The sequence below is a fragment of the Actinomadura sp. genome (assembly GCF_044508335.1).
In the GTDB taxonomy this organism is placed as follows: Bacteria; Actinomycetota; Actinomycetes; order Streptosporangiales; family Streptosporangiaceae; genus Spirillospora.
Window position 1 is genome coordinate 61,219 of record NZ_JBIQHY010000005.1, and the last position, 15,767, is coordinate 76,985.

Below are 15,767 nucleotides of genomic sequence, written 5' to 3' on the forward strand. Positions count from 1 at the left end.
CCTAGGGGCGGGAGCGGGTCACCTCTAAGAGGGCGGGGATCGGTGTGGTCGGCCGGCGGCCGGCGCCGGCCGACCACGGTGTCAGCGGGCTATGTGCTCGATCTTCAAGGCCGCGTTCTTGTGGTGGGCGCGCAGGGGCTTCTTGTCGAACTTGCCCACGGTCGTCTTGGGGATCTCGTCCATGAAGGTCCAGTACTCGGGCACCTGCCAGCGGGCGACCTTGCCGTCCAGGAAGGCGGCCAGTTCCTCGGCGGTCGCGGTGGCGCCGGGGCGCAGGACGACGCAGGCGAGGGGGCGCTCGTCCCAGCGCGGGTCCGGGATGCCGATGACGGCGGCCTCGGCCACGGCGGGATGGGCCATCAGGTGGTTCTCCAGTTCGACGGAGGAGATCCACTCGCCGCCGGACTTGATGACGTCCTTCGCGCGGTCGGTGATCTGGAAGAAGCCGCGCCCGTCGATGGTGCCGATGTCGCCGGTGCGGAGCCACCCGCCGTCGAACTTCTCCGGCGCCGGGTCGCGGTGGTAGGAGCCGGTGATCCAGGGGCCGCGGACCTCGATCTCGCCGACGGACTCGCCGTCCCACGGGAGCTCGGCGCCGGAGTCGTCCACGATGCGCATCTCCACGCCCGCGGCGACGCGGCCGGACTTCAGCCGCCACTCCATGTCCTCCTCGGTGCCCGGCTCCACTCCGGGCGGCGGGAAGGCCATGCCGCCGAGAGGGCTGGTCTCGGTCATGCCCCAGCCCTGGATGATGCGCAGGCCGTAGCGCTGCTCGAACCGCTCCAGGAGGGAGCGGGGCGCGGCGGCGCCGCCGGACGTGCCGGAGCGCAGGGACGACAGGTCGATCTCGTGCTGCTCGCCGTAGGCCAGGATGCCGTTCCAGATGGTGGGGACGGCGGAGGCCAGCGTGCTCCTCTCCTGGGCGATGAACGCGGTCAGGTGCTCCGGCTGCATGAACGGGCCCGGCATGTGCAGCGTCGCGCCGGACAGGAACGCGCCGTAGGGCAGGCCCCAGGCGTTGACGTGGAACATCGGGACGATGGTCAGGACGCGGTCGGCCTCGGTGATGCCCACCATCGACGCCGACTGCACGGCCATCGCGTGCAGGAAGGTGGAGCGGTGCGAGTACACCACGCCCTTGGGGTCGCCCGTGGTGCCGCTGGTGTAGCACATGGAGGCGGCGGATCGCTCGTCCACGTCGGGCCACTCGTAGCCGGGCTCCTCCGCGTTGAGGAGATCGTGGTAGCGGAGGACCGGGGCGCCGTTGTCGTTGGCCTCCAGGGCCGACGCGTCGCCGTCGCCCACCACGACGTACGCCTCCACGGCGGGGAGTTCCTTCACGACCCGCGCCAGCAGCGGGACGAGGCTGTCGTCGACGATGACGATCTGGTCGTCGGCGTGGTTGACGATGTGCGAGAGCTGCTCGGGGAACAGCCGGATGTTCAAGGTGTGCAGCACCGCGCCCATGGCCGGCACCGCGAAGTACGCCTCCAGGTGCTCCTGGTTGTTCCAGCAGAAGGTCGCCACCCGGTCGCCGCGGCGGACGCCCAGCCTGGCCAGCGCGGACGCCAGCCGCTCGGCGTTGCGGGCGATCTCGGCGAACGTCGCCCGCCGCGGGGCGCCGCCGCCCGTCCAGGTGACGCACTCGCTGCCGCCGTAGACGCGCGCGCCGTGCCGCAGGATCGCGGCGACCGACAGCGGGAAGTCCTGCATCGTGCTGGGGATCATGGCATTTCTCCGAGAACACGCGAGGGAAAAGGCCGGCGCGGCACGGGGACACCGCACATACCGACCGGTCGGTTCACCATAATTTCCTGGTCCGGCCGCCGTCAATCAGCCGACGAGGACGGAGAGGATTTCGGCGACGCAGACGGGTTTGTCGCCGCCCTCGCGCTCGATCGTCACGCGGACGGCGGCGCGGGCGCCGGAGGGCCCGCGGTCCAGCGACAGCAGTTCGGCGCCCGCGCGGACCCGCGAGCCGACCGGGACCGGCGCGGGGAACCGCACCTTGTTCGCGCCGTAGTTGACGCCCATCCGCAGGCCCTCGACCCGGTAGATCCGGGAGACGAGCATCGGGATGAGCGAGAGCGTGAGGTAGCCGTGCGCGATCGTCCCGCCGAACGGGCCGGCGGCGGCGCGCTCCCGGTCGACGTGGATCCACTGGTGGTCGCCGGTCGCGTCCGCGAACAGGTCCACCTGCTCCTGCGTGATCGTGTGCCAGTCGCTGTGGCCGAGGTGGGTTCCGACGGCCTTCTCGTAGTCGTCGACGCCGCTGAACGTCCGCATCGGGATGACCTCCGTCCGGGCGCCCGCCCGCGCGGGCGCGCGCCTCGATGACAACATACCGACTGGTTGGTATGCAATGCCCGGAGGAAGGCCGGCGGACGGGACGGTTCCGCGGCGTCCGCCCCGGCGCCGCGGAACCGTCCAGCCCGCCGGCTGGTCGCCGGCGCGGGTGTGACGCGCGGGCTCCCCTCCGCGCCCGCCGGCACCGCTGCGAGATCCGGCTTCACCCTGTACAGCGCGCACAGCCCGTGATGCGTCACACACGATGGCGGTACCGTGGTCTACCAGCAGCGATGCGTTGCGGGCGTTTCCGTGGACCAGCGCGTCAGCCGGACAGGGCGGCGAGGCCCGCGCGCAGCAGCGGCTCGACGGCCGCGCCGACCGAGTCGAACCCCTCCCCCACCGTCTGGCCGTGGATGTAGCGGTAGTGGATGCCCTCGGAGATCACGGCGAGCTTGAAGCAGGCCAGCGCGACGTAGAAGCCGATGGCGGACAGGTCCCGGCCGCTGCGCTCGGCGTAGCGGGCCACCACCTCGTCCGGCGCGGGGAAGCCGGGCGCGGCGGAGGCGTCGCGCGCGCCGGGAACCGGGGTCCCGCGCCCCATGTAGACCAGCAGCAGCGCCAGGTCCGTCAGCGGGTCGCCGAGCGTCGCCATCTCCCAGTCGAGCACGGCGGCGATGCGGTCCCGCGAGTCGACGAGGAGGTTGTCGAGCCGGTAGTCGCCGTGCACGATCGCGGCCGCCGACCGGGCCGGCAGGTTCGCCGCCAGCAGCGCGTGCAGCTCGTCGGCGACCGGGAGGTCGCGGCTGCGCGACGCGTCCAGCTGCTTCTTCCAGCGCCGCACCTGGCGGGCGAGGAATCCCTCGGGGCGGCCGAAGCCGTCGAGGCCGACGGCGGCGGGGTCGATGGCGTGCAGCTCGACCAGCGTGTCGATCATCCGGTCGGCGATCCGCGCGACGCGGTCCGGGCCGAGCGGCGCCAGCTCGGCGGCGCTCCGGTACGGGGTGCCCTCGACCATCTGCATGACGTAGAAGGGCGCGCCGATCACGTCCGGGTCCTCGCACAGGGCGTAGGTCTCCGGCACGGGGACGGCGGTGCCGGCCAGCGCGGTCATCACCCGGTGCTCGCGCGCCATGTCGTGGGCGGTCGCGAGCACGTGGCCGAGCGGCGGCCGCCGGACGATCCAGGAGCAGCGCCCGTCGGTCACCTCGTAGGTGAGGTTGGACCGCCCGCCGTCGACCAGCCGAGCGCGCAGGGGGCGGCCCGCGTCCGGGCGGACGCGGGCGAAGAACTCCCCGAACCGGTCCAGCGGGAGCCCGGGGACGCCGCTCTCCTCGAATGCCCGCACTGTCTCTCCTCAGGCCGTCCAAAGCCTTGTTACCGTCCGGTCGGTATGGCGCGGTATGCCGGGATGGACGCGCGGCGGACGCGCATGGCGAAGTCCCGGCCCGCACCGCTCCCGGGCAGGTCTCGGCACGTAGATAAGACCATACCGACTGGTCGGTTTCAATGGTCTGGAGTTATTGCCATTGATGCTTCGCGGGTCTAACGTGTCCGGACGGCCGGCGGTGAAGACGCACTTCGCCGCTCCGCTCAGGACCGGTTCTCGGGGGAGAACACCGCCCGGAGGAGTCCCCGCATGTCCGTTTCCTCGACCACCGGCACCGCCGCCGAGGGCGCCGCCGCACCGGGCGCCGCCGCCCGGCTGTGGCGCCGCGACCTTCCGCGCTACCCGGAGACGGGGCGCCGCTACGGCTATCTGGCGATCGTGGTCGCCACCACGATCGTCCTGTACTACCTGCTCTACATCCAGTACGCGGTCGCGACGTCGATCATGACGCACTACTCGATGTCGTTCGCCTACTTCATCCTGCTGTCGGTGGTCGGCAACGCGGTCGGCGCGTTCGCCTCGCTGCTCGCCGGGCTCGCCGACCGCTGGGGCCGCGCGAACCTCGTCGTGTACGGCCTGCTGGTCGCCGGCCTGCTGGTGCTGGTGCTGCCGCACTCGCCGGACAGGCACGTCTTCCTCGCGCTGTTCACGCTGCTCAGCTTCATCGAGGGCATCGTCCTCGTCGCGACCCCGGCGCTGATCCGGGACTTCTCGCCGCAGCTCGGCCGCGCCACCGTGGATGGCGGGCTTCACCGAGACCGTCGAGAAGCACAACCCGGCGGCCACCGCGACGGGGCTCGCCGTCTGGGGGTGGATCCTGCGGCTCGTCGTGGCGGGGTCGGCGGCCTTCGTCCCGGTGGTGGTGACGTCGGTGACGCCGCTCGTGGAGCACGGGCACGAGGTGCAGGTCGCCTCCGAGGAGGCGGCGCCGGCGCTGGCCATCGTGAACCAGCACCCGCAGCTGTTCGCCGAGCTGGGCAAGTACCCGGAGGGCCAGGCACCGCCCGAGCTGCAGGCCCGCGCCGCGCAGGAGGTCGGCCTCCCCGGCCTCGCGACCGTGCAGAAGGCGCAGCCGCACCTGCAGGTGCTGAAGGAGCACGGCGCCGAGGTCGAGAAGGCGTCGGAGGAGGGCCCGGGCCAGTGGCGGACGTGGTGGTACGTCTGCCTGGGCGGCCAGATCGTCTTCCTGCCGTTCATCTTCGTCATGACGGGGCGCTGGAGCCCCAGGCGGGCCCGCGAGGACGCCGAGGCGCACCAGCGCGCGATCGAGAAGGAGCTGGCGGCGCTCGGCAGGGACTGACCTCCACGGACCATCGCGGAACACGAGCCCCCGGCCGGGCCCTCCCCCCTGCCGGGGGCTCGGCGCGTCCCGCCGGGAAAGTACTTAGCTTGTCAAACATATAAGTCTGTGATACACCGGAACGCGTGGATTCGCCGTCCCCTGCCGACGAGCTGGAGCTCGCCGCGGGCCTCGGGCGCCTGTACTCGCTGATGCGCGCGCTGTCCCAGCCCCGCGACCTGTCGATGACGACCGTGTCGACGCTGGCCACGCTGGAGCGCTTCGGCCCCCGCCGGGTGACCGAGCTCGCCGTGTTCGAGGGCGTCACCCAGCCCGCGATGACCCAGCTGGTGTCGCGGCTGGAGCGGGAGGGGATGGCCGAACGCCGCGCGCTGCCCGGTGACCGCCGGGTCGTCGCGGTGCACATCACCGAAGCGGGACGCGCCGAGCTGGCGCGGCGGCGCGCGGCGCAGGCGAAGCGGCTGGCCGGGCTGCTCGCCGGGCTGCCCGCCGCCGACCGGGAGGCGATCGCGGCCGCGCTGCCGGCGCTCGACCGGCTGGCCGGCGCCGCCCTCGGCGTCCCCGGAGACCCGAAACGCAGAGAGCACGGATGAGACCAGTCACCGACGACAGGGCGGCGCAGAGCCTGTTCCGCCAGCCGAAGGCCGTGTGGGCCGTAGCCTTCGCCTGCGTCATCTCGTTCATGGGCATCGGCCTCGTCGACCCGATCCTGCCCGCGATATCGGAGGATCTGAACGCCTCCCCCAGCCAGGTCACGCTGCTGTTCACCAGCTACCTGGTGGTGACGGCGGTCGCGATGCTGGTGACGGGCTTCGTGTCGAGCCGCATCGGCGCGAAGCGCACGCTGATCGCCGGCCTGACGCTGATCGTGGTGTTCAGCGCCCTCGCCGGGACGTCCGGCAGCATCTCCGGGATCATCGGCTTCCGGGCCGGCTGGGGCCTCGGCAACGCGCTGTTCATCGCCACCTCCCTCGCCGTGATCGTGTCGTCGGCGAGCGGCGGGCTCGGCGGCGCGATCATCGCCTACGAGTCCGCGCTCGGGCTCGGCATCGCGGTCGGGCCGCTGCTCGGCGGCGTGCTCGGCGACATCAGCTGGCGCGGCCCGTTCTACGGCGTCGCCGCGCTGATGGCGATCGCGCTGCTGGCCACCGCCGTGCTGGTCGAGCCGCAGCCGAGACCGGCGCGCAGGACCTCGATCGCCGACCCGATCAAGGCGCTCCGGCACCGCGGGCTGCTCGTCATGAGCCTGACGGCGCTCTGCTACAACTGGGGCTTTTTCACCGTCCTCGGGTACGCGCCGTTCCCGATGGGGCTCAGCGCCATGAAGCTGGGCCTGGTGTTCACCGGGTGGGGGCTGCTCGTCGCGGTGTTCGCGGTGTTCGGCGCGCCCTGGCTGCAGCGCCGGTTCGGGCTGGCCCGCACCCTGTACGGCAACCTCGCGCTGTTCGCGGTGAACGTGCTGGTCATCGCCGTCTTCGTGAACTCGCGGACGGTGCTGGTCGGCGCGGTCGTCGTCGCGGGGATCTTCATCGGCGTGAACAACACGGTGACCACGCAGGCCGTCATGACGGTCTCGCCGGTGGAGCGCCCGGTCGCGTCGGCCGCGTACGGGTTCGTCCGGTTCATCGGCGGCGGCCTCGCCCCCTACGCGGCGGGGCGGCTCGTCGAGCACACCGACATCCACGTCCCGTTCGCCATCGGCGCGGGCGTGGTCGTCCTCGGCATCGGGATCCTGGCCACCGGGCACCGCGACCTCGCGAACGCGGAGCGCGCGCAGGCCGAGACCGACGCGCACGCGGCCCGGGGCGAGGCGGACGCGGAGATCACCGAGGCGGCGGAGGCTGGCTCCGGGTCGGGATCGTAGAAGATTCATTTACTACGCATCTCGCCACAAAAAGACACCGGCCTTTTCCGCACGCCGGTGCGTAGCCGCGGGGGCGCGGCGGCGTTAGAACGGCGCCATGAAGATCGCTGCGCGGGCGGCGACGATCGCGGCGCTGCTCGTCGCACTCGTCGCCCGCCCCCTGCCCGCCGGGGCGTCCGAGGACGCCCCGGGAACGACGAAGCACACCATCGCCATGGACGGCTGGGACCGCCCCTACCTCCTGCACGTCCCGCCCGGCGCCGCGCCCGGGAGGCCGCTGCCGCTGATCGTGGCCATGCACGGCGGCCTGAACGACCCCGAGTACGTCCGGAAGCAGAGCGGGCTCGACGAGGTCGCCGACGAGCAGGGCTATCTCGTCGCCTATCCCGAGGGGTTCCTCGGCACGTGGAACGCCGGGGCCTGCTGCTCGTTCGCCCGCTGGGCGGGCATCGACGACATGGCCTTCCTCGACGCGCTCATCGACACGCTGGTGAGGCAGGGCCTCGCCGACCGCCGCCGGGTGTTCATGACCGGGTTCTCCAACGGCGGCGGGATGGCCTACCGCTACGCGTGCGAGCGCGCCGAGCGGGTCGCCGGGATCGCCGTGGTGTCGGGCGCGCTCGCCATCGGGTGCACGCCGTCGAAGCCGGTGTCGGTGCTGGCGTTCCACGGGACGTGGGATCCGTCCGTCCCCTACACCGGCGGCGGGAACATGGACGCCGACGTCCACTTCCCGTTCATCCCCGTCCAGGTCGTCATGGAGTTCTGGCGCTGGGTGGACGGGCTCGGCGCGCTGTCGTGGCCGGTCCCGGGCGGCCCGGAGGGCTGCGTCGGCACCGGGCCCGGGCCGCTCCTCGTCGCGCTGTGCACCGAGCAGCGCGGCGGGCACGAGTGGCCGCCCTACGCCAGCGAGATGATCGGCGAGTTCTTCGCCGCCCGGCCGTCGCTGCCGGAAGGCTGACGGGCGGGAGGCGGGGAACCGGAGGGCGGGCGGCGCGGGGGACGCCGCCCGCCCGGGCCGGGCGGCCGGCGGTCAGCCGGCCGGGCTGCGGGGGCGGATGTCCTTCCAGTTGGCGGTGACATAGCCGATGCAGTCGGACCGCGACGCGGGCCCGAACACGGTCGTCCATCCGGCCGGGACGTCGGCGAACGCCGGCCACAGCGAGTGCCGGCCCTCGGCGTCGGCGAGGACGCGGAACTCGGCGTCCTGGTCGTCGAACGGGTTCGTCATCATGCCTCCTGCTCTTCTAGGCGACCGGGGTGACGCGGGCCGAGCGCCGGGCGATGGACCGGACGTCCGCGACGCGGGAGGCGTTGAGGACGCGCAGCCGCTCCGCGCCCGCGACCTTCTCGGCGTAGGCGCGCCGGTACGGCTCGTCGACGAGGTCGAGGTCCAGGTGCATATAGCGGACGGGTGTCCTTCCGGGTTCATCGGGGATTGCCGATCACGAATCTTAGGTTAGGCTCACCTAACTTCGCAATGGAACTTCGCCGTCACCGGTGAGGGCGGGTACCTGCGGATGTACCGCACCGCGCGAGCCCCGCCGCCTCAGTCAGTCGCCGGCCTCGGACGGGAAGTCGAAGTCCCACGCCATCTCCCACACCCACATGACCGAGTGCAGGTCGACGGTGGCCAGCAGCGTGCCGTCCCGGCTGAGCGCCGCCCCGTAGAGCATGCCCTGGTGGCCTTCCAGGGTGCGCAGGCAGCGCCCGGAGCGGACGTCCCACACCCGCACGGCGCGGTCGGCGCCGGTGACCGCGAACGATCCGTCGGCGCTGAGGGCGAACACGTTCGGGGTCTCCGGCATCGACAGGGTCCTGACGACCTCCCCGGTGGCGGTCTCCCAGATCCGCAGCATCTCCGGGTCGGGTGTCGCCGCCAGGCGGCCCCCCGCGCCGAAGGCGACGTCGGTGTCCGACGGGCCGCGCGGCGCCCGGTTGGTGAAGGAGTAGCGGAGCTCGCCGGTGCCCACGTCCCACGCGCCGACGAACCAGCTCTGGGAGACGAAGAGGGTCCGGCCGTCCGCGCTGAAGTCGAGGCGCTCCCCGGACGTCCGCGACGACAGCGTCCATACGGGACGGTCCTCCCCCAGCCGCCACAGGTGGATCTCGTTCTCGTTGGACGGGCCGCCGAACCGGTTCGCCTCCGGATGCTCGCTCCCAGCGTGGCCGCGTAACGGCCGTCGGGGCTGAGCGCCGCCGCGTGGACCTGGCCGCCGTGGGCGGGCCACGCGCGCAGGATCTCGCCCGCGGGCAGGTCGCGCAGGCGCAGTGTGCCGGTCACGTCGCCGATCAGGATCCGGTCGCCCGGCGGATTCACGGCGAAGGCGGTGATGGCACCGAAATCGTCGGTGAACAGGTGCTTCTGCCCTGTTTCAAGGCTCAGCCGGCGGATGGTGCCCGCAGACGTCAGCACCAGGAGCAGCATGCCGTCCACCGCGAACCGGATCTCCCTGGCACTGCCGCCCTCGCCGCGGTCGAAGGTGTGCAGCCGCTCGCCCGCGGCGAGGTCCCAGACGTCCACCTCACCGGTCCACCGGCCGGTCGCCGCGACGGCGCCGTCCTCCCGCACCGCCACGGTCGGCGGCTGCGTGAACACCTGGTCCGCGTCGTAGGAGTAGAGCGGCGAGGCGCTCAGCAGGGTGGACCTGCGGCCGTGCCGGCCGAGCCGCGCCCACGCCGCCCGCAGCGCCGGGTGGCGGTCGAACCCGGGCATCCGCTGGGCGGACCGCAGCGCCTCCGCCGCGGCCTGGAACCGCTCCCGGCCCGCCAGCTCGTCCGCGCGGTCCATCAGCTCGCGGAACGCCTCGTCCGCGCGGGCCAGTTCCGGCGCCCGCCGCGGCCGCGCGTAGCACCAGGGCGCCCGGTACCCGCCGGCCGGCAGTGACCGGACGGCGACGCGGCCTCCGATCAGGCCGAGCACCGCGACGCCCCCGTCCGCGCTGACGGCGAGGGCGTGCGCCCAGCGGGCGTCGCGCGGCAGGTCCCGGTCGAGGATGCGCAGGCAGCGGCCGGTGGACGCGTCCCACGCCTGCACGTCGCCGCCGCCGTCCGCCAAGGTCACCACGGTCGGCGCCGCCGAGGCGGGCGCCACGGCCTCGACGTGCCGCCACGAGTGCGGCACCTCGCTGACCACGGCGCCCCGGCGCGCGTCCCACACGGTGAGCGGTCCCTCCCACCAGGCGACCACGGCGCGCCCGGCGTCGGAGGACACGGCACCGACGTCCAGAGGACTGCCGTGCACCGGCCTGCCGTGCAGCGTTCCCCGGGCGGGCCCGACCAGCATGCCGGTGCACTCTCCGCCGGCCACGTCCCATGCGCGGACGGTGCAGTCATGATCCCCGCCGAACGACGCCGACAGGGCCGTGCGGCCGTCCCGGCTGAGCGCCAGCGAGGTGACCGGCCCGCTATGGCCGTGGAGGGTGGCGACGATGAGCATCCCCTCGACCCGCCACACCTGGATCACTCCGTGCGAATACCCCGCCGCCACGTAGCGGCCGTCACCGCTCACCGCCACGGCGACGGCTCCGAGCGGCTGCAGCGGACTCGGCAGCCGGCGGCCCCGCCGGAGATCCCACAGCTCGACGGCGCCCTCCCGGACGGCGGCCCCGAAGGCCCCGGCATCGTCCATCGCCAGGGCGGCGACCGCCTCCCCGCTCCTGGTCAGGGTGCGCCGCCGCGGCTCCCACAGCAGCAGCCGTCCCGCGCGATCGCCGGACAGGACGACGCCGCCGTCCGCGCTGACCGCGACCGCCGACACGTCCTCGGACTTGTGACCGTCATACTCCGCACGCACCTGCGGCGGGCGGCGCTCCCACTCGGCCAGCGCCCCGGCGGCCTCCGCCGAGGCCGGATCAGCGGCGACCGCCTCGCGCAGCAGCTCCCCGGCGCGCTCGTCTTCGTGCCGCTCCAGCTGGACGGCGCCGAGGAGGAAGGCGCCGTTCCCGGCCCGCCCGCGGTCGGCGGCCAGCGCCGCCTCGATGTCCGCGACGAGCTCTTCGCCGGTCTCCCGGCCGGTGCGCCACCTGTGCAGGCCGAAGTTGTACACCGACGGCAAATGGTGCGGGTCGGTGCCGAGCGCCCTCCGCCACAGCTCCTCGGCCTCCTCGGTCCGGCCGAGGTCGAGCAGCGAGAGGGCCTGGTTCGACAGGCCGTCCGACAGCAGCCGCGCCGCCTTGGGCTCGGGCCGCTCGTAGGGGGCGCCGCAGACCTCGCGGTACACCTCGATGAGCGCCGCCGCGACCTCGCCGAAACCGGCCGGGCGAGCCGCCGGGTCCGCGGCGAAGCACCGGCGCAGCAGCGCCGCCGCCGCCGGCGGGACCGGCACCCGCGCACCGCCCTCCCGCAGGAGCGCCTCCATCGCCTCCCCGGCCTCCTGGCCGCGGCGTGTCGGCGGCCGCCCGGCGAACATCTCCAGCACGCTCACCGCCCACGACCACACGTCCGTCGCCGCCGTCAGCCGGACTCCCCCGGCCCCGGCCGCCGCGGCCGCCTGCTCCGGTGAGCAGTAGGCGGGCGTCATCCCGCCGAAGCTGACCGACGCCGGAAGGTCCGTGGCGGTCCCGCCGGTCTCCGCCCGTGCCTTGGCCAGCCCGAAATCGGTCACCTTGGCCGTGCCATCGGGTTCCAGCATCACGTTCGCGGGTTTGACGTCCTGGTGGACGAGCCCGGCCTCATGCGCATGCGCGAGCCCCCATGCCGTCTGCACGGCGATGTCGAGGACGCGGGCCAGCGCCGCCTCCGGGCCGCCCGCGTAGAGTTCCCCGCCGTCCACGGCCTGGGCCAGGCTGCCGCCGTCGACCCATTCCGCGAACACCCGGGGAAGCCCGTCGATGGTGCGGACATAGGCGCAGCCGACCGTGTGCGGGTGCAGCCCGAGCCCGACCCACGTCTCCGCCTCGGCTTCGAAGCGCCTGCGGTCCTCCGGGTCTTGGACGTACTCCGGACGCGGCGTCTTGACGGCCATGTCCACCTGCCAGCCGCGATGCCGCACGCGGTGCACCACGCCCATCCCGCCGCTGTGCACCACATCCAGCACCTCGTAGAGGCCGAGCACGACGTCCCCCGGCACCCAATTCCGAGCCGCTTCCATGACGTCAGCCGCCGAGCACAACGAACAGAGGGCCGCCCCCAGAAGCACACTTCCGCCCGAATCCAGGCCCGAGCATGTTGATCTCGGTGGCGCCGATACAGAGGCAGCAGCGCAGCGACACACAACCCCCTTGCTCGCGGAACGAATGCTTCCGGGCCACATTATTCACGCCCGCCGCCAGCCCCACGGCGCCGCGCCGCCAGCGTTATTTCGGCCAGGCGGCGGAGAAATTGACGCGTGGACGGCGCGACCGACCCCGGTGCGTCCGTTGAGGACGGTGAGCTCGGACGTGAAGACGGCGGTGCGGCCGAAGCGTTTCTCCGCCTCGGAACCGATGAAGGGCAACGCCACCGTCGCAGTCAAGGTATCCGTGTTCCATGAGGTGGCGGGCGGCTGTCCCGGCGCTTTCAACGTGTCGAACAGCGGGTCTGCTGCGCGCCCGCCACATCCCACCCCACGCGTACCCGCAGGTCCCGCCGGCGCGGCACGAAGCTGATGATCGGCGCGGACCGCCGCCAGCCGACCGACTCATGCCGGCCTGCTCGGCGACCAACGCGGCCTTGCCGAGGTGGGTGGTCGGCCGCAGGACCAACTCGTCGAGGATGAGGGCGTCGTAGCCGAGGGCGTCCTCGGCGCGCCTGCTGAGGATCGCCAGGCCCTCGTCCAGCGGGACGAACGCGTCGGCGTCCCCGCTGACGACCTGCCGGTAGGCGGCGAGTGAAGGGCCAGCCGGTCTTGGTCTCGAACGGCTCTCCAGCGTGCCGGCGGGGAGTCGTGATGTAGTTGGGCAGTGTCGACACCTTCGCAGGCGTCCACGACGGAATTCGTGGGCCGGCCCTCGAAGCCCGCGCGCATCACCGAGGTTGATGTCCTCCGCGGATGCGCGCTCTTCGGCATCACCTTGGTGAACACCGTGGGCATCACGGGAATGCCGACTTCGAGCCCGGCCGGCGGTCTCGGGCACTGGGGTTACGAGACCCTCCTACACCAGCGGTTCTTCCCGATCTTCTCGTTCTTGTTCGGCCTGAGTTTCGGGCTTTTCCTGGACGCGGTCCGGGAGCGGACGCGGAGTCCGCGGTTGGTCATGCTGGCCAGGCTGGGGTTTCTGATGCCCTTCGGTGCGCTGCACCGGCTGCTGCAACCGCGCGAGGTGCTGCTGACGTATGCCGTTGTCGGCATCGTCGTCCTGCTGCCCGCGTCGTTCCTGCCCGGCTGGCGCGTCATCCTTGCCCTCGGTGGTGTCGCCACCGCGGTGGCCGCGTCGACCGCCGGCGGCAGCATGCTCATTCCCGGGCTGTTCCTGGTGGGATTCGGGGCAGCGAGATACGGCGCGGAGAAGCTGCTCAGGCTTCCGACGAGCCGGATCCGCGTCATCTTGGGCCTGACCGCCGCCCTGGCCATCGCCCTGAATGCTCAGCAGGTCGGCATGGAAGCGGAGTCCGGCTCATGGTCGGCGACGGTGGCGGGGCTGGCGACGGCCGCGACCTACGTTGCGGCGGTCGTGCTGCTCATGCGAACACGGCTGCGGCGGGCGTTGTGCGCGCTGGCGCCCGTAGGACGGATGGCACTGACGGGTTACGTCGCCGCCACGCTGCTGATCCTGGCGGCCGATCACGTCCTGCATATCGGGAGCGAAGCCGACTACGGAATGGCCCTCTCCGTAGGCGCCGGAGTCTTCGTCATCGAGATCGCTTTCAGCCTGCTGTGGCTACGCCGAGCCCGATATGGTCCTCTTGAATGGCTCTGGCGCTGCCTGACCTGGTGGAGGTTGGTACCGAACTGGTCACGCCGGGGCTAGCGTGCCCGCCCCGCGCGTGTTCGTGAGCTTGTATTCGTACCGCAAGGCCCGGGGCTGCCGGTAGGTGAGCGTGATGAGCACGACGTCCGCACAACCATGGTCTTCCTGGATGTGCTCTTCGACCACGAGGCAGGTCTTGGTCGCTGAGACGAGCTCGTCCCCGCCGGGCAGCCAGAGGGCACCTCGGAAGTCCAGCCGCCCGCCGAAGGGGACATGCAGCGGACCGCAGACGGGCAATTCACACCTGCCGAGTCGTCCGAACAGTCCGGCACGCCCGGAAACGGGATGACCTGGCCAATGGAGGCGGAAGAAGGCGTCACCCGCTGGGCGTCCCCGGTCGTCCAGGTCGGCGGGAGAGACCCCGGCACCCGAGTCGAGAACCGTGATAGGAATGCCGAGGGACGACCGGAAACCCCGGCCACAACCGACGACGAAACAAACAAATACCGCCGGCTACCCGACCGCACTCCGGCCGGAACTCCCGACCGCGGCGACCCGATCTCCCCTGAGGACGATCCCGCCGATCGAAATCCCGACCCGGAGGACGGGCGACGGGGCCGGTGGGAGAACTACGACCGCGTCAATACTGCATTTGAGGCTACCCACAAGGTCCTCAAAGGCGTGAAGGACCTCCAGGCGAAACCACCGCCGACAGGGCACGCCGAAGTCAGAACCGATACCACCATGCACGCGCCTGATACTCACGTAGGGAATCCTGCGGACACCGTAGGCAACGCCATCATAGTCACGCTCACAGTCGCAGGCTGGGCGATGCAAACATATCGAAAATTTATGAGTTCCAGACGGAGAGAGCATGCCGATAACTGATGATCAGGTTGCCGCCCTGCGCGCTCAACTCGCGGGTCGCTTGGACGAGCACGAACGTTTGCTGGACCAACTGGACACCCCAGAGGCACAGTCCGGCTATATCGCACTGGTGACCGGGGCGTTCTTCGAGGCCGTTGACCGCAGGTTCATCACCAACGGCAAGATCGCCGACAATGCCGAGGTGATCGACTTCATCGCCCATCAGCGCTCCGCCCATCCTGTCGCGGCGGAGCAACTCGATCCGGATGTCGCCGAGCAGGTCGTCCTGCACGCCTTGGGCAAGGGGTCGATAAGCGAGAACGTCGATGGAGAGACGCTTCTCGGCACAAAGATCCTGCTGCTTGCGGCTTTGATCGCTGACGCCGATCTCAGCGAGGCCGAACTCGAAGCCTTCCTGGCCAAGGCACGGGCCGAGGCGGACGCACATATCGCCTGAAGGGCCGATAACCAGCCCGGAGGCAGGAGATGGATAGTCCTTCCATCACGTTCAGCGATATGCACGTGGCGGCATTGCGCACGTTCCTCATCAAGGGTCCCGATGTCTGGGCGGAACGGTACGAGGAGCAACTCAAGCGCGAGGATGACCTCGGGTTCTTATTCTTGATGTACTGCGCACTCGCCAAAGCGGCGCACCGGAGGTTCTCGCCCACCTTTTCCCATCCGCAGATCATCCGGTACGTCGCAGACCTTCGTCTCAGTCTTGAGGAAGACGCGCATGAGTTGAACCCACGTGTTGCCGAGGGAGTTCTTCGGTACGCGCTCGGGGACAAAACTCTGATTAGCAGGCCACCGTTCGGCGCTGATCAGGTGACCATGGTGCGCGCCCAGATCTACCTCCTCCTCGGGCTTATCTCTGAGATGGATCTCAATGATGCGGAGCTGGAACAGCTCGTCAAGGACTCCACCGAGTACGCCACTGAGTGGCTTACGGCCTGGCAGGCCGAATCTCGAAGCAGGTGAGCCGCAATAGGCCGGGGCGGCGGGGAACGATGCACGAGATGCCGATGCTGCCTGCGGCGGCATGACGACGTTTAGCGCTGGCTGGCAAGGCTCGGCTTCATCCCTGATGACGACCCGGCCGGCTACATGGCCGCGCTGACCAGCGGCGATGCGACCGATGCCGGGCCGGCGGCAGCCCTGGGCACCTGGTGGCCGCCGCCACGCGCGCCAGGATCGTGCTCGGCCAGCGGCAGGTCGCCGCCAAGAGAT

Annotated in this window: 15 protein-coding genes and 1 pseudogene; 8 read left to right on the forward strand and 8 right to left on the reverse strand. The window is 71.5% G+C overall.

Going from position 1 to position 15,767, the window contains the following annotated elements:
- Positions 1-81: 81 nt before the first annotated feature.
- From ACIWVC_RS03560 to ACIWVC_RS03575, 4 genes are all read right to left on the reverse strand, one after another.
- Entirely contained in the window at positions 82-1,728 is a 1,647-nt protein-coding gene (locus ACIWVC_RS03560) for a long-chain fatty acid--CoA ligase (protein WP_396449084.1), read from the reverse strand.
- 105 nt (positions 1,729-1,833) lie between these two features.
- Complete coding sequence (locus ACIWVC_RS03565) at positions 1,834-2,286, reverse strand: MaoC family dehydratase (RefSeq protein ID WP_396449112.1); 453 nt, start codon at positions 2,284-2,286, stop codon at positions 1,834-1,836.
- Positions 2,287-2,611: 325 nt separating this feature from the next.
- Positions 2,612-3,634, reverse strand: a complete 1,023-nt coding sequence (locus ACIWVC_RS03570) for a phosphotransferase family protein (RefSeq protein ID WP_396449083.1) — start codon at positions 3,632-3,634, stop codon at positions 2,612-2,614.
- Between the two features lie 512 nt (positions 3,635-4,146).
- Entirely contained in the window at positions 4,147-4,341 is a 195-nt protein-coding gene (locus ACIWVC_RS03575; protein WP_396449082.1) for a hypothetical protein, read from the reverse strand.
- A 74-nt stretch (positions 4,342-4,415) separates the two neighbouring features.
- Between ACIWVC_RS03575 and ACIWVC_RS03580 the strand changes: the two genes are divergently transcribed.
- From ACIWVC_RS03580 to ACIWVC_RS03595, 4 genes are all read left to right on the forward strand, one after another.
- A complete protein-coding gene (locus ACIWVC_RS03580) occupies positions 4,416-4,976 on the forward strand; it encodes a hypothetical protein (RefSeq protein ID WP_396449081.1) in 561 nt (186 codons plus the stop codon).
- 125 nt (positions 4,977-5,101) lie between these two features.
- Positions 5,102-5,569, forward strand: a complete 468-nt coding sequence (locus tag ACIWVC_RS03585; RefSeq protein ID WP_396449080.1) for a MarR family winged helix-turn-helix transcriptional regulator — start codon at positions 5,102-5,104, stop codon at positions 5,567-5,569.
- A complete protein-coding gene (locus ACIWVC_RS03590; protein WP_396449079.1) occupies positions 5,566-6,840 on the forward strand; it encodes an MFS transporter in 1,275 nt (424 codons plus the stop codon). The genes ACIWVC_RS03585 and ACIWVC_RS03590 overlap by 4 nt, the downstream gene beginning before the upstream one ends.
- Positions 6,841-6,937: 97 nt before the next feature.
- Positions 6,938-7,801 (forward strand): alpha/beta hydrolase family esterase, encoded by an 864-nt coding sequence (locus tag ACIWVC_RS03595; RefSeq protein WP_396449078.1) that lies wholly within the window; start codon positions 6,938-6,940, stop codon positions 7,799-7,801.
- 72 nt (positions 7,802-7,873) lie between these two features.
- Here the strand turns inward: ACIWVC_RS03595 and ACIWVC_RS03600 are convergent, their stop codons facing one another.
- The 4 genes and pseudogenes from ACIWVC_RS03600 to ACIWVC_RS03615 all read right to left on the reverse strand — a co-directional run.
- The gene (locus tag ACIWVC_RS03600) at positions 7,874-8,071 is read right to left on the reverse strand and encodes an MbtH family protein (protein WP_396449077.1); all 198 of its coding nucleotides are present in this window, start codon (positions 8,069-8,071) and stop codon (positions 7,874-7,876) included.
- Between the two features lie 16 nt (positions 8,072-8,087).
- Positions 8,088-8,243, reverse strand: coding sequence for a hypothetical protein (locus ACIWVC_RS03605; protein ID WP_396449076.1), 156 nt, complete (start codon positions 8,241-8,243; stop codon positions 8,088-8,090).
- Between the two features lie 150 nt (positions 8,244-8,393).
- A complete protein-coding gene (locus tag ACIWVC_RS03610) occupies positions 8,394-8,699 on the reverse strand; it encodes a WD40 repeat domain-containing protein (RefSeq protein WP_396453791.1) in 306 nt (101 codons plus the stop codon).
- A 1,463-nt stretch (positions 8,700-10,162) separates the two neighbouring features.
- Positions 10,163-12,094: pseudogene (locus tag ACIWVC_RS03615) on the reverse strand (protein kinase); the annotation flags it as partial.
- Positions 12,095-12,722: 628 nt separating this feature from the next.
- On the opposite strand from ACIWVC_RS03615, the gene ACIWVC_RS03620 reads away from it, so the two are divergent.
- The 4 genes from ACIWVC_RS03620 to ACIWVC_RS03635 all read left to right on the forward strand — a co-directional run bounded on the left by ACIWVC_RS03620 (position 12,723) and on the right by ACIWVC_RS03635 (position 15,518).
- Positions 12,723-13,730, forward strand: coding sequence for a DUF418 domain-containing protein (locus ACIWVC_RS03620; protein ID WP_396449075.1), 1,008 nt, complete (start codon positions 12,723-12,725; stop codon positions 13,728-13,730).
- Between the two features lie 297 nt (positions 13,731-14,027).
- Positions 14,028-14,558 (forward strand): hypothetical protein, encoded by a 531-nt coding sequence (locus ACIWVC_RS03625; RefSeq protein WP_396453788.1) that lies wholly within the window; start codon positions 14,028-14,030, stop codon positions 14,556-14,558.
- A complete protein-coding gene (locus ACIWVC_RS03630; RefSeq protein ID WP_396453011.1) occupies positions 14,545-14,994 on the forward strand; it encodes a hypothetical protein in 450 nt (149 codons plus the stop codon). The genes ACIWVC_RS03625 and ACIWVC_RS03630 overlap by 14 nt, the downstream gene beginning before the upstream one ends.
- Positions 14,995-15,023: 29 nt before the next feature.
- Positions 15,024-15,518, forward strand: a complete 495-nt coding sequence (locus tag ACIWVC_RS03635) for a hypothetical protein (RefSeq protein ID WP_396453009.1) — start codon at positions 15,024-15,026, stop codon at positions 15,516-15,518.
- The last annotated feature ends 249 nt before the right edge of the window (positions 15,519-15,767 follow it).

What these genes read in the sequence shown, in the direction of transcription:
- ACIWVC_RS03605 (WP_396449076.1), bottom strand. Translation starts at nt 8,243, where the DNA reads ATGCACCTGGACCTCGACCTCGTCGACGAGCCGTACCGGCGCGCCTAC.
- ACIWVC_RS03625 (WP_396453788.1), top strand. Translation starts at nt 14,028, where the DNA reads ATGGAGGCGGAAGAAGGCGTCACCCGCTGGGCGTCCCCGGTCGTCCAG.
- ACIWVC_RS03590 (WP_396449079.1), top strand. Translation starts at nt 5,566, where the DNA reads ATGAGACCAGTCACCGACGACAGGGCGGCGCAGAGCCTGTTCCGCCAG.
- ACIWVC_RS03565 (WP_396449112.1), bottom strand. Translation starts at nt 2,286, where the DNA reads ATGCGGACGTTCAGCGGCGTCGACGACTACGAGAAGGCCGTCGGAACC.
- ACIWVC_RS03580 (WP_396449081.1), top strand. Translation starts at nt 4,416, where the DNA reads ATGGCGGGCTTCACCGAGACCGTCGAGAAGCACAACCCGGCGGCCACC.
- ACIWVC_RS03600 (WP_396449077.1), bottom strand. Translation starts at nt 8,071, where the DNA reads ATGACGAACCCGTTCGACGACCAGGACGCCGAGTTCCGCGTCCTCGCC.
- ACIWVC_RS03635 (WP_396453009.1), top strand. Translation starts at nt 15,024, where the DNA reads ATGGATAGTCCTTCCATCACGTTCAGCGATATGCACGTGGCGGCATTG.
- ACIWVC_RS03610 (WP_396453791.1), bottom strand. Translation starts at nt 8,699, where the DNA reads ATGCTGCGGATCTGGGAGACCGCCACCGGGGAGGTCGTCAGGACCCTG.
- ACIWVC_RS03575 (WP_396449082.1), bottom strand. Translation starts at nt 4,341, where the DNA reads ATGAAGCTGAGCAGCGTGAACAGCGCGAGGAAGACGTGCCTGTCCGGC.
- ACIWVC_RS03560 (WP_396449084.1), bottom strand. Translation starts at nt 1,728, where the DNA reads ATGATCCCCAGCACGATGCAGGACTTCCCGCTGTCGGTCGCCGCGATC.
- ACIWVC_RS03595 (WP_396449078.1), top strand. Translation starts at nt 6,938, where the DNA reads ATGAAGATCGCTGCGCGGGCGGCGACGATCGCGGCGCTGCTCGTCGCA.
- ACIWVC_RS03630 (WP_396453011.1), top strand. Translation starts at nt 14,545, where the DNA reads ATGCCGATAACTGATGATCAGGTTGCCGCCCTGCGCGCTCAACTCGCG.